Annotated in this window: 21 protein-coding genes and 1 riboswitch; of the genes, 13 read left to right on the top strand and 8 right to left on the bottom strand. The window is 46.8% G+C overall.

The window, feature by feature from the left end; genetic code table 11:
* Nucleotides 1–106: 106 nt before the first annotated feature.
* From rlmD to BN1080_RS12470, 4 genes are all read left to right on the top strand, one after another.
* Nucleotides 107–1471, top strand: coding sequence for a 23S rRNA (uracil(1939)-C(5))-methyltransferase RlmD (gene rlmD / locus BN1080_RS12480; RefSeq protein WP_052652444.1), 1365 nt, complete (start codon nt 107–109; stop codon nt 1469–1471).
* A 102-nt stretch (nt 1472–1573) separates the two neighbouring features.
* Nucleotides 1574–2542, top strand: a complete 969-nt coding sequence (locus tag BN1080_RS12475) for a tRNA dihydrouridine synthase (RefSeq protein ID WP_052654610.1) — start codon at nt 1574–1576, stop codon at nt 2540–2542.
* Between the two features lie 203 nt (nt 2543–2745).
* Entirely contained in the window at nt 2746–2904 is a 159-nt protein-coding gene (locus BN1080_RS17055) for a Fur-regulated basic protein FbpA (protein WP_234398963.1), read from the top strand.
* Nucleotides 2905–2965: 61 nt separating this feature from the next.
* On the top strand, nt 2966–4417 hold the full coding sequence (locus BN1080_RS12470) for an amidase family protein (protein ID WP_052652442.1): 1452 nt from the start codon (nt 2966–2968) through the stop codon (nt 4415–4417).
* 15 nt (nt 4418–4432) lie between these two features.
* Here BN1080_RS12470 and BN1080_RS12465 read toward each other — a convergent pair whose 3' ends face one another.
* Complete coding sequence (locus BN1080_RS12465) at nt 4433–5305, bottom strand: TetR/AcrR family transcriptional regulator (RefSeq protein WP_052652440.1); 873 nt, start codon at nt 5303–5305, stop codon at nt 4433–4435.
* A 175-nt stretch (nt 5306–5480) separates the two neighbouring features.
* On the opposite strand from BN1080_RS12465, the gene BN1080_RS12460 reads away from it, so the two are divergent.
* From BN1080_RS12460 to BN1080_RS12445, 4 genes are all read left to right on the top strand, one after another.
* A complete protein-coding gene (locus BN1080_RS12460) occupies nt 5481–6950 on the top strand; it encodes an MDR family MFS transporter (protein WP_052652438.1) in 1470 nt (489 codons plus the stop codon).
* Between the two features lie 129 nt (nt 6951–7079).
* A complete protein-coding gene (locus BN1080_RS12455) occupies nt 7080–8237 on the top strand; it encodes a DEAD/DEAH box helicase (RefSeq protein WP_052652436.1) in 1158 nt (385 codons plus the stop codon).
* Nucleotides 8237–9466, top strand: a complete 1230-nt coding sequence (locus BN1080_RS12450; protein WP_052652434.1) for an aminopeptidase — start codon at nt 8237–8239, stop codon at nt 9464–9466. The genes BN1080_RS12455 and BN1080_RS12450 overlap by 1 nt, the downstream gene beginning before the upstream one ends.
* A gap of 12 nt (nt 9467–9478) precedes the next feature.
* On the top strand, nt 9479–10393 hold the full coding sequence (locus BN1080_RS12445) for an SGNH/GDSL hydrolase family protein (RefSeq protein ID WP_052652432.1): 915 nt from the start codon (nt 9479–9481) through the stop codon (nt 10391–10393).
* A 43-nt stretch (nt 10394–10436) separates the two neighbouring features.
* Here the strand turns inward: BN1080_RS12445 and BN1080_RS17465 are convergent, their stop codons facing one another.
* Together BN1080_RS17465 and BN1080_RS12440 are read right to left on the bottom strand one after the other, a co-directional pair.
* The gene (locus BN1080_RS17465) at nt 10437–10568 is read right to left on the bottom strand and encodes a hypothetical protein (RefSeq protein WP_267882916.1); all 132 of its coding nucleotides are present in this window, start codon (nt 10566–10568) and stop codon (nt 10437–10439) included.
* 67 nt (nt 10569–10635) lie between these two features.
* The gene (locus BN1080_RS12440; protein WP_052654608.1) at nt 10636–11709 is read right to left on the bottom strand and encodes a M20 family metallopeptidase; all 1074 of its coding nucleotides are present in this window, start codon (nt 11707–11709) and stop codon (nt 10636–10638) included.
* Nucleotides 11710–11855: 146 nt separating this feature from the next.
* Nucleotides 11856–11955, top strand: a riboswitch (TPP riboswitch).
* 93 nt (nt 11956–12048) lie between these two features.
* Between BN1080_RS12440 and thiT the strand changes: the two genes are divergently transcribed.
* Nucleotides 12049–12627 carry an energy-coupled thiamine transporter ThiT gene (gene thiT / locus BN1080_RS12435; RefSeq protein WP_052652430.1) on the top strand — a complete coding sequence of 193 codons (579 nt, stop codon included), beginning with the start codon at nt 12049–12051 and terminating at the stop codon, nt 12625–12627.
* 138 nt (nt 12628–12765) lie between these two features.
* The gene (gene map, locus BN1080_RS12430; RefSeq protein WP_052652428.1) at nt 12766–13515 is read left to right on the top strand and encodes a type I methionyl aminopeptidase; all 750 of its coding nucleotides are present in this window, start codon (nt 12766–12768) and stop codon (nt 13513–13515) included.
* 21 nt (nt 13516–13536) lie between these two features.
* Here the strand turns inward: map and BN1080_RS12425 are convergent, their stop codons facing one another.
* Nucleotides 13537–14256 (bottom strand): tryptophan-rich sensory protein, encoded by a 720-nt coding sequence (locus BN1080_RS12425; protein WP_052652426.1) that lies wholly within the window; start codon nt 14254–14256, stop codon nt 13537–13539.
* A gap of 211 nt (nt 14257–14467) precedes the next feature.
* Here BN1080_RS12425 and BN1080_RS12420 point away from each other — a divergent pair, with 211 nt between their 5' ends.
* The 3 genes from BN1080_RS12420 to BN1080_RS12410 all read left to right on the top strand — a co-directional run bounded on the left by BN1080_RS12420 (nt 14468) and on the right by BN1080_RS12410 (nt 17392).
* Nucleotides 14468–16267: a M3 family oligoendopeptidase gene (locus tag BN1080_RS12420; protein ID WP_052652424.1), complete on the top strand. Its 1800-nt coding sequence runs from the start codon at nt 14468–14470 to the stop codon at nt 16265–16267.
* 1 nt (nt 16268) lies between these two features.
* Complete coding sequence (locus BN1080_RS12415) at nt 16269–16817, top strand: GNAT family N-acetyltransferase (protein ID WP_052652422.1); 549 nt, start codon at nt 16269–16271, stop codon at nt 16815–16817.
* A gap of 86 nt (nt 16818–16903) precedes the next feature.
* Nucleotides 16904–17392, top strand: coding sequence for a DinB family protein (locus BN1080_RS12410; protein ID WP_052652420.1), 489 nt, complete (start codon nt 16904–16906; stop codon nt 17390–17392).
* Nucleotides 17393–17399: 7 nt separating this feature from the next.
* Here the strand turns inward: BN1080_RS12410 and BN1080_RS12405 are convergent, their stop codons facing one another.
* The 4 genes from BN1080_RS12405 to BN1080_RS12395 form a co-directional block, all read right to left on the bottom strand.
* The gene (locus BN1080_RS12405; protein ID WP_052652418.1) at nt 17400–17969 is read right to left on the bottom strand and encodes a beta-class carbonic anhydrase; all 570 of its coding nucleotides are present in this window, start codon (nt 17967–17969) and stop codon (nt 17400–17402) included.
* Nucleotides 17970–18093: 124 nt separating this feature from the next.
* Nucleotides 18094–19101, bottom strand: a complete 1008-nt coding sequence (gene mreBH / locus BN1080_RS12400; protein WP_052652416.1) for a rod-share determining protein MreBH — start codon at nt 19099–19101, stop codon at nt 18094–18096.
* A gap of 241 nt (nt 19102–19342) precedes the next feature.
* Entirely contained in the window at nt 19343–19483 is a 141-nt protein-coding gene (locus BN1080_RS17250) for a hypothetical protein (RefSeq protein WP_199876619.1), read from the bottom strand.
* Nucleotides 19484–19569: 86 nt separating this feature from the next.
* Nucleotides 19570–20802, bottom strand: a complete 1233-nt coding sequence (locus BN1080_RS12395; protein WP_052652414.1) for an aminopeptidase — start codon at nt 20800–20802, stop codon at nt 19570–19572.
* Nucleotides 20803–20932: the final 130 nt, after the last annotated feature.

Here is a 20932-nt window from a genome sequence, read left to right as displayed (position 1 = left end):
GAAGTCGAACGAGCTGCCGATGATTTGGCAGCGAGAAGCGCGCGCAGGTTTTGCCTGCCGCGTTTTTTTATTGTATGATAAAGCAATGTGAAATGGAGTGAACACTTTGAAACCAGTACAAAAAAATGATCGGCTGTCTGTCCATGTCGAAGATTTGACGCATGACGGAGCAGGCGTAGCCAAAGTGGAAGGCTATCCGCTTTTCATCCAAGGCGCGTTGCCCGGAGAAGACGTCCAGGTCCATGTTTTGAAAACCTTAAAATCCTATGGCTTTGCCAAATTGATCCAAATAGAACAGGCATCACCTTTCCGGGTGACGGCACCTTGCCCCGTATTCGATACGTGCGGCGGCTGCCAAATCCAGCATCTTTCCTATGAAGGCCAGATGACATTCAAACAGAAATTGGTGCGCGATGCCATTACCCGCATCGGCAAACTGCCGGACGTGCCGGTGCATCCGGTGAAGGGCATGGAAGATCCGTGGCGCTACCGCAATAAATCACAAATTCCGTTCGGCACCGATAATGGTCGGGTGGTAGCCGGATTTTACCGGACGCGGTCGCATGATATAGCGGATACGGATATTTGCCTCATCCAGACGCCGGAAGCGGATGCGATCATGAACGGATTGAAAAAGAGCTTACATGAAATGGGCATTGAGCCTTACGAAGAAGCCACGCATCGCGGCATGCTACGCCATGTGGTGGTCCGTAAAGCGCGGGCAACCGGCGAAATTATGGTCGTGCTTGTGACGAAGAAAAAGAAATTCAAACAAGCGGATCAGGCGGTTGAACGGATCCGTTCATTGGTGCCGGAAGTGACGTCAATCATCCAGAACGTCAATCCTGAAAAGACGAATGTCATCTTCGGCGATGAGACGCTCACGGTTTGGGGCAAAGATGCGATTGAAGACCGTATCGGCGATGTCCGCTTTGAAATTTCCGCGCGTTCGTTCTATCAGATCAATCCGGAACAAACCGAAGTCCTTTACGGACAAGCACTCCAATACGCGAATTTAACGGGGAATGAAACCGTAATCGATGCGTATTGCGGCATCGGGACAATTTCCTTGTTCCTTGCCAAGCAGGCCAAATTTGTCATGGGCGTTGAAATTGTGCCGCAAGCCATTGAAGACGCCAAACGGAATGCCGAACTGAACGGCTTTTCCAATACCTTATTTGAAGCGGGTCCAGCTGAACAAGTGATTCCCCGCTGGTATAAAGAAGGGCGCACGGCTGATGTCTTGATGGTCGACCCGCCGAGAAAAGGCTGCGACGAGCAATTGCTCCGCACGATTTTGAAGCAGCGGCCGCAGCGTGTCGTCTACGTTTCGTGCAATCCGGCAACACTCGCACGCGACTTGCGCATCTTGGAAGACGGCGGTTACCGCACAAAAGAAGTGCAGCCGGTCGATATGTTCCCGCAATCGACGCATTGCGAAGCTGTAGCCTGGCTTGAACTCGCTGAATGAAAATAAATAAAAAGCAGACGGTTGGACAGGCAAGCCTGCATGTTCCAAGGCCGTCTGCTTTCCTTCTGAATAGATAAGAAAACGAAAGGAATGAACTTCATCATGACCACTAATTTTTGGCGCGACTTGCCGCGTCCATTTTTTGTACTTGCACCCATGGAAGACGTGACGGATGTCGTGTTTCGGCACGTCGTCAGCCACGCCGGCAGACCGGATGTGTTTTTCACGGAATTTACGAATACGGAAAGCTATTGCCATCCGGAAGGCATGAAAAGCGTTCGTGGACGCCTATTGTTTACGGAAGACGAGCAGCCGATGGTCGCCCACATTTGGGGCGACAAGCCGGAATTCTTCCGCCAAATGAGCATTGGCATGGCGGAAATGGGATTCAAAGGCATCGACATCAATATGGGATGCCCAGTGCCGAACGTCGCCACAAGAGGAAAAGGCAGCGGCCTGATCCTTCGCCCGGAAGCGGCGGCGGAAATTATCCAGGCAGCCAAAGCGGGAGGACTGCCAGTCAGCGTAAAAACGCGCCTTGGCTACTCCGAGCTTGAAGAATGGCGCGACTGGCTGACGCATGTATTCAAGCAAGATATTGCGAACCTTTCCATCCACTTGCGCACGCGAAAAGAAATGAGCCAGGCGGATGCGCATTGGGAATTGATCCCGGAAATCAAGAAACTGCGCGATGAAATTGCCCCGGATACGTTGTTGACGATCAACGGAGACATCCTCGACCGCGAAACCGGTTTGAAGCTCGTGGAACAATACGGAGTGGATGGGGTTATGATCGGCCGTGGGATTTTCAAAAATCCGTTTGCTTTTGAAAAAGAGCCGAAAGAGCATGGCAACGAAGAATTGCTTGGCTTATTGAAGCTGCATTTGGACCTTCATGACAAGTATCTGGAAGAGCTGCCGCGATCGATGTCGGGGCTTCACCGCTTTTTCAAGATTTACGTCAAAGGTTTCCGCGGAGCCGGAGAACTGAGAAACCAATTGATGAACACGAAATCGACAGCCGAAGTGCGGGAATTGCTGAAACAGGCAGAGCTCTCGGCGGTGGAATGATTCCAGCTAAATAAACGGAGAGAAGCTATCCCACTGGCTCGCCAGTGGGATAGCTTTTTTTTATTTGAAACTAACGATAAGGCTGAATAAAACATATGGCGGCAATGTCAAAAGTTGTCACAAATTCTCGCACTTATAGGTTTTAATTTTCTTCTGCAAAGGGTAAAGAAAAGAGAAGACAAAACAAGGAGAGAATGGACAGCATGGAACAAATACCTGAATCAAAATTTGAAGATAAACGTTCGAATGTGATTGAAGAGTTGGTGGCTCAAAACGTGTTCAAGATCAACGGCAGGCAGCTTTACGAATTATCTCTTTATGAACTGATGAAAACATATACAGAAAAAGATCAAGTCGGTTAATTCCGGCTTTTTTCATTTGCCAACCGGCTGGACAATGTGGGGAAGGATGGGAGGAAATCAGATGCATGATAAAAAATTGGAAGCCTACCGACACGAGCGCTTGGACGAAATGACGCTCGCTGAAATGCAAAAAGAGCTGGAGGAAGGAAAGGTCACTTCCGAAGAGCTCGTTTTAATGTATAAAGAAAACATTTCAGTCCGCGATTCTCATACAAACGCCATATTGGAAATGAACCCGGATGCGCTTCAGATTGCCCAGGCATTGGATTTTGAAAGGCAGACAACTGGCGCACGCTCGCCATTGCATGGCATCCCGGTTCTTATTAAAGACAACATGGATACGGGCGATAAAATGCATACGAGTGCGGGATCGCTCGCCATGAAAAATCATTACGCCTTAGAAGATGCATTTGTCGTGAAAAAATTGCGGGAAGCAGGAGCAGTCATTTTAGGGAAAACGAATATGACCGAATGGGCCAATTTCATGTCGGATAAAATGACCAACGGCTATAGTTCACGCGGCGGCCAAGTGGAAAATCCGTACGGCCCTTTCGATGTGGGCGGCTCCAGTTCCGGCTCAGCTGCCGCTGTCACGATGAATTTGGCAGCAGCTTCGATTGGAACAGAAACTTCAGGTTCCATCATCAATCCGGCAGTCCAGAACAGCTTAGTCGGCATCAAACCGACCATTGGCCTGATTAGCCGGACCGGAATCATTCCGCTCTCCCATACACAGGATATTCCCGGCACATTCGGCCGGACAGTAGAAGATGCCGTATCGGTATTTGCTGCATTGATCGGGCAAGATCCGGAAGATGCCATTACGGCTCTTGCTGTGAAGTTTGAAGGCTATGACTGGTCGGCCCATTATAAAGAAGATGGATTAAAAGGAGTGAAACTGGCCGTGCCGCGCGCTCTTTTTGAAGAAGCGATTCCGGCTAAACAACTAAAATTGTTTGAACAGGCGATGGACAAGCTGCGGGAATGCGGAGCTGAAATCATCGATCCCATCGATTTAGGATCTGACCAGGACGATCTCGGGTTTGCGGTTCTCCTTCACGAGTTTAAAGCCGATTTAAACGCATATTTAGCGAAATCGAATCCGGAGAATCCGATTCGATCCATGGATGATCTGATTGCTTATCACAATCAGCATGCTGAAACAATGTTGAAGTTCGGGCAGAATCTGCTCGAACAAGCGAATAGCATGAGCGGCCAATTAACGGAGCGCGAATATGTGGAAGCGTTGGAGCGCAACCGTTATCTTGCAGCTGAAAATGGAATCAGCGCAACCTTAAAAGAAGTAGGGGCAGATGCGCTGCTGTTGCCGCAGGATTTTGGCTGCAATGTAGGGGCAGCTGCAGGAGCGCCTTCGATAACTGTTCCATTCAGCTTCACAGATGACAATGAACCTTTCGGCGTTACCTTTACAGGGAATGCATTTTCAGAACCGCTATTGATTGAGTATACCTATGCATTTGAACAAGCGGTCAACGGCCGAAAAAAACCATGAAAAAGAGGCAAGCGTTCAGCGCTTTGCCTCTTTTTTGCGTTCCTGTAAGATGTTCCACACTTTTTCAAGCGCCGCCACCAATTCCAGCTCGTACGTATGGCTGTTGGAAAGCGTAGCGAGTGCGCTTTCCATTAATACATATCGCGGCTCTTTGGCTATAAGTTCGTCCGCGAGGAAAATAACCAATTCCCTGGCGTCCGGTTCGTCTTCTTGGCACACCAAATCCTTTAACTTCCCGCTCAATTCCGGAAGTGTCATTTTCGGAAGCGGGGAAGAAACCGTTAAATTGTTTTTTTGGATAAAACGGTCATTTTGTTTGATTTGATCCGCTATATTCGTTTTTAATCTTCTCAAAACGAAAGAAGAAAGTGCCTTAGTCGGCAACTCCTCAGTCGACGTGACTTTCCATAAATTGATCAGCTGCTGGATAGAGCCGTGCACGGCCGCTGCATTATCTAAAGCGAAAGGCTTAGCCTCGTCGCCAAAGACGTCAGTGATGCGGGTAGCAATCCAGTTCAATTCCGTGATGTATACTTCCCGTGCATATTTCTTCAGTTCTTCGTCCTGGGAATAGAAAATGCTTTCGTACAAAGCGAAAAGATTTTTCTCTCGGTTCATCTGGATGCGGATGTACATTTGCTCGGCGAGAACGTCCAAGTCATCGAGCGGTCTTCCGACTGAGGCCGCAATCCGTTTCTGGCGAATTTCGCTGCCCACCGATTCCATAATGGCAATCAGGCATTCCGTTTTAGAAGAAAAATAATTATAGAACGTGCCTTTCGATACGCCCGCTTCATCAAGGATGTCCTGGATTGAAGAAGAATTATATCCTTGATTGATGAAAAGCTTGTACGCGGCGTTCGTAATTTTTTGTTTTTTTGAATTCATTTCATTCACCTTTATACTCGTAGTCTAGTCTCATCATATCTTGAAAACACTTTCAAATCAATGTTTTTGAACTGTCGGTATATTTCTCTTGATTAAATTGGACGAGCGGTATAGAATAATGCAATGGAGAAATAAAGAACCATAATCACGCAAGAAATTACGGAGGAATAAAAGAATGACAGAACAGAAAAAACCGCCTTATGGCATTATTGCCATACTCTTTACCGGCGCATTTGTGGCCATCTTTAACCAGACTTTATTGAACGTAGCATTGCCGTCGATCATGGGCGATTTTGAAATCGATGCATCGACCGCGCAATGGCTCGTGACCGCTTATATGCTGGTCAACGGGATCTTAATCCCGGCCAGTGCTTATTTGATCCAACGCTACTCAAACCGCTCGATTTTTATCGTAGCAATGTCGTTGTTCGCAACCGGAACGTTGCTTGCGGCAGTAGCACCTGTATTTAGCGTCCTCTTGATCGGGCGCATGATCCAAGCATCTGGTGCGGCGCTAATGATGCCGTTACTAATGAACGTTATGCTCGCAGCGTTTCCTGTGGAAAAACGCGGACAAGCAATGGGCGTCTTTGGACTTGTCATGGTCGTAGCCCCGGCTATCGGGCCAACCCTTTCAGGATTTATCGTTGAACACTACTCATGGCGTGTCCTGTTCTGGATCGTCTTGCCGATAGCCGTAGTGCCGCTTGCACTCGGTATCTTTAAACTGAAGAACTTGACGTTCCAAGACCGCAATATCTCGCTTGATACCGGATCACTGATTCTTTCGACGTTAGGCTTCGGCGGCATCCTCTACGGATTCAGTTCGGCCGGAACAATGGGGTGGACCGATCCTGTCGTGATGACGACAATTGCTGTCGGGATTGTATCGCTAATCATTTTCATTTTCCGCCAATTGAAATTGGATGAGCCTTTATTGCAAATCCGTATCTACAAATATCCGATGTTTGCTTTGTCTTCAGCCATTTCTGTGGTTGTGTCGATGTCGATGTTCTCGGCAATGATTTTGATGCCGATCTATATTCAAAGCATCAAAGGGATTTCACCGATCAACTCCGGTTTGCTGATGCTGCCGGGCGCTTTGGTGATGGGGATCATGTCACCGGTGACGGGCCGCTTGTTTGACCGCTTCGGCGCGAAAGTTCTTGCGGTTCCAGGATTATTGATTGTCGTCTTGACGACTTATATGTTCAGCCAGCTTAGCATCGATTCAAGCTTTGTAAATATCATGCTCATCTACACGCTGCGGATGTTCGGGATTTCAATGGTCATGATGCCGGTTATGACGAACGGCTTGAATACATTGCCGATGAAATCGTATCCGCACGGTACAGCGATTAACAATACGCTGCAGCAAGTCGCTGGAGCCGTCGGTTCTGCATTCTTGATCTCTATTATGAATGCCCGCACAGAATCTGCAGCAAAAGATTTGGCTTTAAGCGGAACTCCGCCGGAACAAATTTTGAATATGGCGATGCTTGAAGGCATTAACTTTTCTTTCTTTGTTTCCACCTTCATTGCACTTGTTGCGCTGCTGTTGGCCTTGTTCATTAAAAAGCCGACACGCCCAGTGACAGAAGCGGAAAAAGAAATTGTCTATAAACAAAAGCAAGTAACCGAATAAGCTTAGCCAGCCTGAATATGGGCTGGCTTTTTTGATGGAAACGGAACGTTTGCCGAGGTGCTTCAAAATGTCCAGCTATGGCGCCAAATATGGTACACTATTAGCATCGAAAAGAAGGTGGAATAAAAGATGAACTTTATAAATGAACTGGATCCAATTTGGCAGGAAAAATGGAAAAATGCAGGATTTGAACAGGCGATGCCGATTCAAGAGCAGATGATTCCTGAAATGCTCGCAGGCAATGACATCGTAGCGGAGTCTCCGACAGGTTCCGGAAAAACTTTGGCTTATGTACTGCCGATTCTGCAGCGCATCAATCCGGAGAAAAAATCCGTCCAAGCCATGATTGTGGCACCGTCCCAGGAGCTGTCGATGCAAATTGTCAACGTGTTGCGCGAATGGACAGAAGGCACGGATGTTACCGTCACACAATTGATCGGCGGCGCAAATATGCAGCGCCAGCTTGAAAAGCTCAAGAAAAAACCGGCGATTGTTGTCGGGACGCCGGGCCGTTTGAGTGAATTAGTAAAGACGAAAAAACTGAAAATGCATGAAATCCGGATGCTGGTGCTGGATGAAGGCGACCAATTGATGGCGCGCGAACACCGCAACCTCATGAAAGACTTGATTGAAAAAACGCAGCACGACCGCCAGTTAGTGCTGGTGTCGGCTACAATTACGGAAGAAGTCGAATTGGTGGCTGACCGTTTGATGAACCATCCGACGCGCCTTCGCGTTACAGCGGAAGACTTGCCGATGCAAGGGAAAGTCACCCATTCTTTCATTAAAGTCGACGAACGCGATAAAACGGATCTGCTCCGCAGAATTTCGCATATCGAAGGAATGAAAGGCTTGGCTTTCGTCAATAACCTGGATCAACTGTTGATGAAAGAAAATAAACTGAAGTTCCGCGATGCCAAAATTGTGACACTGCACTCGGAAATGAACAAAGATCAACGGAAAAAAGCGCTGGATTCGTTCCGGAACGGAGAAGTTTCCATTTTAATCGCAACGGAAGTGGCGGCCAGAGGATTGGATATTGACGCCGTTACCCACGTTATTCACGTGGACGTGCCGCAATCAGTGGAGCAGTATATGCACCGTTCAGGACGCACGGGACGAGCAGGTGCAGACGGCGAAGTCTTGACGCTGCTCGCTTACGCAGATGAACGGCATTACAAGAAATTCACGAAAGAATTGCCGTCAAAACCGGTCCAAAAAATTCTTCATGGCGGCCAATTGGTGGCAGGCAACAGCAAAACAGTTTCTGAAAAGGGGAAAAAATGATGACTTTTCAAGAGAAAATGGAACAATATGCAGAGCTGACAGTCCATGTCGGCTTGAATGTCCAAAAAGGGCAAATCATTTTGATCAATACAACGACGGATACCGTCGAATTCACACGCTTAGTGGTGAAAAAAGCATATGAAGCTGGCGCGAAGCGCGTCCATGTCAATTACGCAGACCCAGTCCATACACGCGATCATTACGAATTGGCGCCGGACGAAGCGTTCAACGAATATCCGGAATGGTCAGTTGTCCAGCGCGATGAAATCATTAAGACGGGCGGTTCCTTCTTGTGGATTGATGCAGAAGATCCGGATTTATTGACCGGAATCCCGACGAAACGTCTGTCGGATTCACAGAAATCAGCAGGCAAGGCATTGGAGAACTACCGCCAAGCAGTGGGCTCGGATAAAATTGCATGGTCGATTATCGCCATCCCTTCCAAGAAATGGGCCGAAAAAGTATTCCCGGATCTTGAAAGCGATCAGCAAATTGAAGCGCTTTGGAATGCCATCTTTAAAACAGTGCGCATTGGCGAAGGCGATGCTGTCCAAAAATGGACAGACCACGTTGAGCATTTGGAAACCCGTGCTGCACAATTGAATGAAAAACGGTTTGCGAAATTGCATTACACTGCACCTGGCACGGATTTGACGATTTCTCTTCCGGAAAAGCATCTATGGCTGACAGGCGCTGCAAAAACGCCGCAAGGCAATTCGTTCATCGCCAATATGCCGACGGAAGAAGTCTATACAGTCCCGGCTAAATATGGTGTCGAAGGGTTTGTCCGCAACACAAAACCGCTTGTCTACCAAGGGAATATCATTGATGATTTCACATTGACTTTTGAAAAAGGAAAAATTGTGAAGGCGGAAGCTGGAGTCGGACAAGAGCTGCTGGATGAAATGATCCAGTCGGATGAAGGGGCAGCGTACCTAGGGGAAGTAGCTTTAGTTCCTCATGAGTCGCCTATTTCGGATGCCAATATTCTTTTCTATAATACGCTTTTCGATGAAAATGCATCAAACCACCTGGCAATCGGCGATTCGTATCCAACGTGCTACGAAGGAGCGCGTGATTTGGAACGTACACAATTGGAGTCAATCGGATTGAACACATCAATCGTTCACGAAGATTTTATGATCGGCAGCGGCGAGATGTCGATTGACGGCATTTACGAAGACGGCTCAAGCGAACCGGTTTTCCGGAACGGAAACTGGGCATTTTAAGAGGTGAGCAAAGTGAAGAAAATAGGAATCGCGTTGGTGCTGGTTTTCACGTTCTTCGGTTCTTCGGTGCAAGCGCAGGCAGCGATTAAAATACCTGCGTTTTATGTAGCGTTGGGCGATTCCTTGGCTGCAGGGCAAACGCCCAATTCCCAAATTGATGCAGGCTACGCTGATATGATTGCCGGAGAGCTCGCACGCCATCAGCCTGTCGCTTTATTCACGAAAGACTTGGCGTTCCCAGGCTTTACGACAGAAGATGTGTTGGAGAGAATCAAGTCTCCGGAAGCAAAAGAAGTGTTGGCTTCAGCGAATATCATCACGCTATCAGCGGGAGCCAATGACTTACTGCGCTTAGTGCAAGTAAATCCAAAAGAAGGCTCGCTGACTTTTCAGCAAATCCAGGCTGACTTTGCGTTGAATGAGGCGCGGCAGAACATGGAAGCCATCCTAGCCGAATTGAAAGCAAGAGCCCCGAAAGCGGACGTCTACGTCATGGGCTATTATTTCGCTTATCCGCATGTACGTGATTCGCAAAAAGAAGGGACAGGCAAGCAGCTGGACCGCTTGAATGCGATTTTAAAACAATCGGCGGCGAAAGCGGGGGCGCAGTTTGTTCCGGTTGATGCCGCTTTTGGTGCATCGCCAACGGATAAAGTGCCGAATCCTGCAGATGTCCATCCGAATTTTACAGGCTATCAAGCGATGGCCAATGCTTTTTTAGAGCAGTACCAGAAAGGCTGGAAAGTTGAGAACACCGAACTCCCTGCACCGAACCCGTTAAGTTTCGAACAGATTCTACAAGCGCAGGAACAAGGTGCAGCCTCAACCGAGAATCCGCCGGCGTTGGAAAATACATCGGCCATGCGCCCATCTGAAAAAGTGGAATTGGACTACTTAGCCTTGCGTGAAGTTCTTCCTTATATTTGAATAAAACAAAGCCGCAGCGATTTCAATCGCTGCGGCTTTGTTTTTATCGTTTGGAGTTTGGCGTCTTATAAGGTGTCGTATTTCCAGCTTTTTTGCTGTCCATCACTTTTTTAATAATTGGGTAGGCAATAGGTGCAATCTTAATTGCCGTCTTCACAATGCGTCCGATTCCCATATTCATCGCTCCCATCATAGATTCGCTAATTAATGATTTCCCTTATTTCATGAAACGCAAACCTTTTTCATTTAAAGAGGGCATGCGCAACAAGGATTTCTTTGTATTCATGGACACTGGAGATCGTGACATATTCCGCATTGCCGTGCCAGTCATCCCCGCTCGGGCCAAATTCAATTGCGCCTTCGCCGCCCGTAACTTCCGCATAGTAGCGTGTATCCGCAGCCCCGTGCTGGCCAAAAAGAATCGCTTCCTGATCCGTTACGTTTTTAATCGCTTTCTGCAGCATTTGGATATACGGATTTTCTTGAGTCGTTGTTAAAGCAGGCGTAGAACCGCTTGCTTTATATTCCATATCCACATTTAACGTATCCGCCAGTTCAGCCATTTGCCGGACGATTTCATCTTTGTCCTGTCCGGGCATAAAGCGGATATCGTAGGACATATGGCAAATTTCCGGCACGACATTATAGCGGTCGCCTGCCTTGATGATCGGCAAGTTAACGGATGGCTGCTCGTAGTATTCCGTCGATTCTTTCCGGAAAGGCAATTCGCTCATGGCCATATGGTATTTCATTGCTGATTCGATGGCATTGACGCCTTCCCAAGGGCGGCTGCCATGCGCCGGTTTTCCTTTAAAAGTCAAATCCATTCGTAATATGCCTTTTGATTGGAGCCCGACTTTTAAGCCTGTCGGTTCTCCGCAGATGACAAAGTCGCCATGGTATCCTTGGTCAACCAACCATTTCGATGTATTGCGGCCGCCGATTTCCTCATCGGTGACAATATGTAGTTGAACCGTTTTCTCCAAAGCCGAGGCATTGAGTTCGATGAACGCCTGCATCATTGCCGCTACGCCCGCTTTCATATCGGCTGCGCCGCGGCCATATAAACGTCCAAGTTCTTCGAATGGAGTGAATTGCTCTTCGTGTCCAGGCACCACGTCCACATGGCCGTTCCAGATGAGCGTCTCTTCTCCGGCGCCTTTGATGGCAGTAAGCATCTTGAAGCCGTTGTTTTCATGGATCGTGACAGTTTCTCCTTTTTCTTTCAGCCAATCGGCACAAAACAGTAATGCTTGATTGGCGCCTTCTTGATCATCGCTTTTGATTTTAATCAAATCTTTTAGTAAGTCAATCATGTCCTTAGCAGCAAATGGATGCTTGCTGCTTTCACCACCTTTCAAAATCGTTCATCATTAAAAGTGTACCCCAAGAAGAGCACTTAAAACGAATTGCTTTCACATTTGACCTTGTGTACAATGAAAGGTGAAAGAGAATTTAATGTATACACCACAAGGGGAGCTTTTGCTGAGAGTGAACAGTTTTGTTCTTACCCTTCGAACCTGTAAGTTAACGCTTGCGCAGGGATGTGGATAGAAACCTGCCTTTTATGCGGCGTCAGGATCTGTCCTGGCGCCGCTTTTTATGGTTTTTTTCTGCGGCCCTTCTGGTGATGTGCACAACACAAGGAGGAAGTCATGAGAAATTTACGTGTTTTGTTAATGGTGGAGATTGCGATTTTTGGAGCGCTCGGGTATGTATTGGATTTTGTGGCGTTTAAAATGCCGCAAGGCGGATCGGTCAGCCTGGTCATGATCCCTATTGTTTTGATGGCTTTTAGAAGAGGCACAGCAGCCGGAATTTTAACCGGGCTGTTAGTCGGGTTGCTGCAAATCGTAACCGGCGTCATTTCCGTTACGCCGTTGTCTTTCGGTTTTGTTGTAATGCAAGTGATTTTGGATTATCTCGTCGCTTACGGAGCCGTCGGTTTTGCTGGCCTGATGCGCAGCCGTTATTTGAAAGCCCATCAGCAAGGGAAAGCAGGCGGCATGATTGCTGCAGCCGTGATCGGCGTATTGATCGCATCTTTCTTGCGCTACCTGATGCATGTCATCACGGGTGTTTTATTCTTCGGGATGTTTGCAGAAGGCAACGTGCTAATTTATTCAGCTGTCTACAACGCCACTTATATGATTCCTGTTTTCTTATTGGCAGCCGCGGTTTGTTCGGCGCTTTTCACCGCTGCCCCTAAATTGGTGGATGCCGAAGTCCAGTAAAAATTTAGAATTGAAAAAAGTGAGAGCCGCCGGAGAGGAAATTTCTCCGGCGGCTCTTTTCATAAATGGCACCAAACGGGCGCTTGCGCTTTTCGTGTGCTATAATTTTCAGTAGACAATTTGAAAGAAGGGTATCAAATGATTGCAACGAATGAGAAAGACATTGAAATGCTGAAGAAAGCAGGGCGCATGGTGGCTGAAATTCGCGAAGCGATGAAAGCAGCGACGAAGCCGGGCGTTACGACAAAAGAATTGGATGAACTGGGCGGCAAAATGTTCAAAGAGCTTGGCGGCGTATCTGGCCCGAAAGCGGAATATGATTTCCCGGGCTATACATGCATCAGCGTGAACGAAGAAGTGGCCCACGGCATGCCGGGCAAGCGCGTCATCAATGACGGCGACATCGTGAACATCGACGTGTCAGGATCTTATGAAGGCTATTTTGCAGATACAGGCATTTCTTTTGTAGTTGGGGATGGCCATCCGGAAAAAGAAAAATTATGCCAAGTGGCTGAATCGGCATTTGACCGGGCGATGAGCAAAGTGAAAGCCGGCGCTAAGCTGAACCAGATCGGAAAAGCGGTAGAGCGTGAAGCGAAGCAGCAAGGTTTGTTCGTCATTAAGAACTTAACGGGACACGGCATTGGAAAATCATTGCATGAAGCTCCGCAGCATGTTTTGAATTATTACGATGCATGGGAAACCACGATCTTAAAAGAAGGCATGGTTCTTGCTGTCGAGCCTTTCATTTCTCAGAAAGCTGAGCATATTGTGGAATCGGGAGACGGCTGGACATTCATCACGCCTGACCAATCGCTGGTGGCCCAGATTGAACATACGGTTCTTGTCACTAAAGGCGAGCCCATTTTACTGACAAAACTCAATTAAACATAAAAAAGATCCTGTTTATCAGGATCTTTTTTTGATGAGCAAAATGCCGGTGATGATGACCCCGCTTAAAAACAGGGAAGCGGTCGTGACCAACAGTTCATTGGTTCCGTGTTTCACGGCAATGCCGATAAAGGCCCAAACGAAAACAAGGGCATAAGGAACGTCAAAATGGTGGAAGCGAATATGGAGTGCGAGAGCAGTTGCTACCGTCAGCATGATAACGGTCCATAATTGATCGCTCAAGCCCCAGCCGCTCCAATTGTAGAACGTCAAAACAAAGCTGGTGTTGGCAATAGCGGCGACACTGAGCCATCCCATATTAACGGAGATTGGAAGGCGTTCTGTGAGTTTGCGCTCGGAATTGCTGTATTGCAGATACAAGGCAATCAAAGAAGCCAAGTAGGCAAAGATGGCTAAAACGGACCAAGCAAAAAACTCATAATGCCATAGGTACAGCCAGGCAATATTAAATACAGCACTCAAGGTAAAGAATAAAGTGATTTTGGCTGACGGGACTTCCCCTTTTTTGTAGCGGATCCAAAACCCGATAATCCAGATAGCCAATAATATGTAAATAACAGACCAAATTGAGAATACATAGCCGGCTGGAGTAAATAGAACCGGAAGGCGGTTGGAAATCTCGCCAGTGGTTTGCCCATTAAGCGGCAAAATATTCGCTAGTGAATTGATTACGATGATGCTGATATATGCGATTGTCATCAGCAGTATTCTAGCCATAAAAGACCCCCCTCCTATTTTAGTATACCTGTCGGGAAGCGGTTCAACAAACTTCACTTCCAAGAATATTCATAAAAAGGAAGGTTTGTGAAGATCGTGTGAGAATTTTCAAAAGCAATCCATTCATAAGTTCGTGTGGTTCCGACATTTTGCAGGAAATGGTATACTTATAAGTGTTTTTAGAAAATTAAGTTTACCAGGGGGTAAAATCATGACGGTTAAATTTCCGGAAGTATGGGATTTGGATGTATTGTTCCAAGGGGGCAGCGATTCAAAAGAATTGCGGGTACATATGGACGAGGCAACGCCCAAATTAGATGAATTTGAAAAAACGGCTCAGCACTTTACAGCGCCGGCTTCAAGCGAAGACGCTGAAAAGGTGGCAAATTTGCTGGAAGAAGTAAATGCGCTGATGCAGCATCTCAGTCAAGCGGGATCTTTTATTGGCTGTTTGATGGCGCAAAATACGGAAGACAAGAAAGCGGCCATTTTGCAAAGCGAATCGTCTTCTCTCCATGCGCGTTTTGATGCATCGCTCCAGAAAATTCAACAGGATTTAACGAAAACGGATGATGCCGTGTGGAAAGAATTGCTTGAGCAGGATGCGTTGAAAGAATTCCATTTCTTCTTAAACGAATGGCGGGAAGAAGCGAAAATGCAGCTTTCCGAAAAAGAGGAAAACCTGATCACGGCACTCAGCATGGATGGCTATCACGGCTGGAGCCAGCTATATGATATGCTAGTGGGCGAAATTAAAATCAAAATGACGATTGATGGCGAAGAAAAGACCATGTCGGTCGGACAAGCCAATAATCTTAGCTCCCATAAAGAAGCTGAAATTCGGAAAGAATCGTATGAGAAATTGGAAGAGGCGTGGACTGAGAAAGAAGACTTTTTCGCGAAGACCTTGAATTCGATTGCCGGATTCCGTTTGGAAGTGTACAAAAAACGCGGTTGGGACCATGTTTTGCAAGAGCCTTTGCATATGAACCGCATGAAGCAGGAAACGCTGGATGCGATGTGGGGGGCCATCAGCAAGAACAAACAGCCTTTTGTCGCTTATTTGAACCGCAAAGCAGAAATTCTCGGGAAAGATGGCCTGGATTGGTTCGATGTAGATGCACCGGTTACGGAAAGCACGCAACAATTTACGTATCAAGAAGGCGCAGAATTTATCTTGGAGCATTTCGGCAAGTTCGGGCCTGAGCTGCGGCAATTTGCCCTGCAAGCTTTTGAAAAAGGCTGGATTGAAGCGGAAGACCGTCCAAACAAGCGGCCAGGCGGTTTCTGTACCGAGTTGCCGATGGCAGAGGAATCCCGCATTTTCATGACGTACAGTGGATCCATGTCGAATGTGGCGACGCTTGCACATGAACTGGGACACGCTTTCCATTCCTACGCGATGCACCCGGTCCATGGGCTGAACCGTTCGTATGCAATGAACGTAGCGGAAACGGCTTCGACTTTCGCTGAAATGATTGTCGCAGATGCAGCCGTTAAAAATGCCCAATCGAAAGAAGAAAAGATTGCATTGCTTGAAGATAAAGTACAGCGCAGTGTGGCGTTTTTCATGAATATCCACTCGCGCTTCCTGTTTGAAACCCGCTTCTATGAAGAACGAAAAAACGGCGTCGTGCCGGCAGCCCGTTTAAATGAGCTGATGGAACAAGCGCAAAACGAAGGCTTTGCAGGCGGTTTGAAGTCAACGCATCCGCATTTCTGGGCTTCTAAGCTGCATTTCTACATTACGTATGTGCCGTTCTATAATTTCCCGTATACATTCGGTTATTTATTCTCGCTGAGCATTTATGCCAAAGCATTGGAAGAAGGCGCCGATTTCGAAGGCAAGTATATGGCTTTGCTAAGAGATACTGCGATTATGACAGCTGAAGAGTTAGCGCTCAAGCATCTTGGAGAAGATATCACCAAAGAAGCCTTCTGGGAAAAAGGCATTGCTCTTTGCGTGAAAGATGCGGAAGAGTTTAATGCGCTAACTTCTTCTTTCGAATGATATGAATCTATTATTCAATGGAAAGACTTGCTACCTTCGGACGCTTACTGTCGATGATGCGGAAGAGATGGTTCAATTGCTGGTAAGAAATCGTGATTACTGGGCGATCTACGAACCGCGCCATCAAGACAGTTACTTTACGGCATTGGTGCAGCGTGAAAAAATACGGGAATCGATATACCAGGCGCGGGAAAATCGGGAATACAGTTTTGGCATTTTTGAACATGAGTCCAATAAAATGATTGGCCACATTTCGATGTACAGCATCAAACGGTTGCCGTTCCTCAGTGCGCTGGTCGGCTATTCGATCGATGAGGGCTATATCGGCAAAGGCATTGCGACAGAAGCGGTGCGGCTGGTCAACACGTTCGGCTTCGAGCAATTGCGGCTGCACCGGATCGAGGCATACGTCTCCCCGAAAAATATGGGGTCGATCCGCGTCCTGCAAAAGACGGGCTTCCTGAATGAAGGCTTGCTGCGCGAATTCTTATACATCAATGGCGTCTGGGAAGACCATTATCAATTTGCTTTGCTTGAAAGTGAATTTTGAAAGGGCAAGGCCGCCTATAAAAGATGGTGGAAAAACATTGTCCGGTGGTTTTCAGAATAACAGCATCAGCGAAAGGAAGGTGCGAGATGGATCGAAACGATTTGTTTTCCTATCACCAATGGGCGACTCAGGCATGTCTTCAGCATGTCCAGTCAATCGGAGAGGACTTTTACACCCGAATTGGAGATAACTCTTTTGAGTCCATCGAAAAAACGGTGGAGCATGTCATTGGCGTAGAAAAACTGTGGCTGCTGCGAATGAATGGTGTGGAAAGTCCGGCATTCGAACGGTACGATGTTTCAACGACAGAAAAAGCGGTTGAAGCATTTATGCTCTTGCATGCGGAAATGGAATTGTACTTTGCTTCTTTGACCGAAGAGCAATGGCAGGAAGGGCTGTTCTTCAAAAGCATGCGCGGCGGCGAATTTCACAATACGCGCGATGAAATGCTGTTTACGGTCATCAACCATGCGTCGTACCATCGCGGACAAATCACTTCTTTTCTGCGCCAGTTTGGCAAAGCCGGCATTCCATTGGATTATCTTCACTATAAAAAACAAGACAAAAACCGCTGAGAAATTCTCAGCGGTTTTCGTTTCTTCCATCCACAACCATATCTAATTTTCCGGTTGTCGGATCAATCACAAGGCCATGAACCGGAACTTTGCTGTCGAGCAGCGGGTGGTTGCGCACCATCTGGACGCTGTGCTTGACGCTTTCTGACACGTCGCTAAAGCCGCGCAGCCATCCTTCCAAATCGACTCCGGAATATTCCATCATTTCTATGGTTTTTCGTTCAATTCCTCTTGCTTCCATCTTGGATAAAATGGATTTTGGATCGATGGCCGACATGCCGCAATCGTGATGGCCGATGATGTAAATTTCGTCTGCTTGCAATTCATAAACAGCTACGATCAAACTGCGCATAATGCCGCCGAAAGGGTGATTGATGACGGCACCGGCGCTTTTAACAATTTTCACGTCTCCGTTTTTCAAGTTCATTGCTTTCGGCAGCATTTCAATAAGCCGGGTATCCATACAAGTTAAAATGACCACTTTCTTGTCGGGAAACTTCGTCGTTATGTATTGCTCGTACTTCTTCTCTTTCACAAATTCTTCGTTATAAGCTAAGATATCTTCCAACATCGACATAGTGAATCCTCCTTAAAGTTACTCCTTTTATTTTAAATCAAATTTTCCGATAACACGACTGTAAACCTCCGGAATTCAAAAACAGTTTGGAAGCACGGCTTCCAAACTGTTGATTGAAACAAAATTAACGAGAGATTTTTTCAAGTTTGTTCAGCATCACCAGCGAACGGCCAGTGCCAATGGCAACCGATTCAAGCGGCTGCGGGGCAGTGTGCACAGGAACGGAAATTTCTTCTGACAACCATTGCTGCATGCCCTTCAACAAAGCGCCGCCTCCGGAAATGACCACGCCTTGGTCGACGATATCGCCCGATAATTCAGCAGGGCAATTTTCAAGAGTCGCCCGAATGCATTCTAAAATAGAAAGCAAAGATTCTTTCAACGTTTCTTGAATTTCAGTCGATGTAAGCGTGACGGTTTTCGGAAGGCCTGTCATCACATCGCGGCCGCGGATTTCAATTGATTCGGATTTGTGCGGAATTAACGCATAGCCGATTTCTTTTTTGATGGTTTCAGCCGTCCGTTCGCCGATTAATACATTATAATGTTTGCGGACGTATTGGATAATGTCTTCATCCATACGGTCTCCCGCAACTTTTACGGTATTCGCGGAAACGACCCCGCCGAATGAAATGATGCCGACTTCCGTAGTGCCTCCGCCGATGTCCACAATAACGCTCGCAATCGGTTCGCTGACAGGCAAGTCAGCACCGATCGCTGCAGCTACGGGTTCTTCGATCAAGTGGACGCTTTTTGCTCCACTTTGTTTGACTGCATCATGAATGGCACGGCGTTCAACAGACGTGGCTCCGCAAGGGGTGCAGACCATGACATTGGGTTTGCGAAGAGATCCGCCCATTTGTTTGGCAGCTTTTTGCATGACCATCTTCAGCAATTCTGTAGTGACTTCAAAGTCGGCGATGACGCCTTCTTTTAAAGGGCGCACGACCCGGATGGATCCAGGCGTCTTCCCAATCATTGCTTTTGCGTCTTCGCCGATTGCGATGACTTTATTCGTCTTCGTGTCTAATGCAACCACTGAAGGTTCATTTAAAATAATGCCTTTTGCTTTTGTGTATACTAAAATATTTGCTGTTCCTAAGTCGATTCCAATATCTGTTGAAGAAAACATGCCTAAACTCCTCCTATTATAAAACAATTACCATTCTGCATTTTACCATGTATTGGAGGGGTTCAAAAGCACGCAAAAACAAAATGATACATAAGAAAGGTCTATTGTTGTGGAAAATTACAAAAAGGCGGGTCTATAGATAGAGGATGTAACGGGTATGTAAAATAAATGATTTGAGAATGTAAAAAGAAAGCCTCATGGGAATGAAAAAAGCCGCTTTCTCCGAGAAAGCGGCTTTTTCTTAAAATCTGTTTTTCGGCATTGGGTCTACTTTTTCTGCATCATGAGAGTGAAGTTCTTTGCCAAGGAAATGCAAAAGAGTGAAGAAAAATAAGAAAATAACAACCATAAAGCCTAATACGATAGTTACACCTTCTAACATAATGATAACTCCTCTCTGAACTTGTAATCATCATTACTCATTATACATGATATAACTGAAAAAATTAAGTGTCCAATTATTGAGGTTTAAAATGCCCAGTTGCCGCTGCGGAAAATCGGCTCGCGCGTGCCATCTTCCAGGATGCCGTCAATATTCATCTCTTCAGAACCCACCATGAAATCAACATGGGTAATGCTCTGGTTCAAACCGTGTGCCAGCAATTCTTCCTGGGACATCGTTTTGCCGCCTTCTAAACAGAATGCATAAGCACTGCCGATTGCAAAGTGGTTTGAAGCATTCTCGTCGAAAAGCGTATTGTAGAACAAAATATTCGAGTTTGAAATTGGCGAGTGATGAGGCACGAGTGCAACTTCTCCCAGGAAATGCGATCCTTCATCTGTCGCGATCAAATTCTTTAAGACATCTTCGCCTTGTGCCGCAGAAGCATCGACAATTTTGCCGTTCTCAAAAGTGATTTTGAAATCATCGATGATGTTGCCGCCGTAGCTCAATGGTTTCGTGCTGGAAACATAGCCGTTGACGCCCGTTTTATCCGGAACGGTAAAGACTTCTTCCGTTGGCATATTGGCCATGAAAGGCTGTCCTTTCTCGTTGATGGATCCGGCGCCGCACCACAAATGGCCTTTTGGAAGGCCGACTTCCAAATCGGTTTTTGGCGAAGTGTAGTGAAGCTTCGCGTATTTTTTGCCGTTCAGATAATCCACTTTTGTATGAAGGGTATCATTATGTTTTGCCCATTCTTCAATCGGTTCAGGCAAATCGGCACGGACTGCTTTGAAAATGGCATCCCATAAAGCATCCACTTGCTGGTCTTCCGGCAAGTCTGCGAATACTTTTGCCGCCCAGGCTTTTGAAGGCGCTGCCAAAACCGTCCAACTGATTTTATCGGACTGAACGTATTGGCGGTATTTCTTCAAGCCGGTGCCGACGGCTTTTTGGTTGGCCGCAATTTTCTTCGGATCGATGCCGTTCAACAGATCCGGACTTTGTGAAACGATGCTGATAAATGCAGCACCTTGGTCTGCAAGCTGTTCGCGCTCTTGGACTTTCCATGCCGGATATTCCGAGAATGAGTCTTCAGGAGCCAGTTCATAACGAAGGCGAGAGATTTCATCGTCGTTCCAATCTACGTGCACTTGTTTAGCGCCAGCCTCATAAGCTTGTTTGGTGATCAGGCGGACGAGCGGTGCTGCATCAAGGGAAGCGGCAATATACAATTGTTGTCCAGATTGAATATTTACCCCCACTTTTACAGCCAGTTCTGCATATTTTACTAATTTTTCATCAAAAGATGTCACGTAAATCTCTCCTTTCATCATTATTATATTAGCAATCTTCAGTCATACCCTGCAAGGTTTATCCTCACTTTCCCGATTTAGGCTTGCAATTTTAAGAACAAAAGTTTATGATATAAACAAATGTTTAAAA

This window comes from Planococcus massiliensis (genome assembly GCF_000821325.1).
Lineage (GTDB): Bacteria > Bacillota > Bacilli > Bacillales_A > Planococcaceae > Planococcus > Planococcus ruber.
The sequence above is the reverse complement of the archived record's forward strand: the minus strand, read 5'-3'. Positions and strand labels throughout refer to the sequence as shown.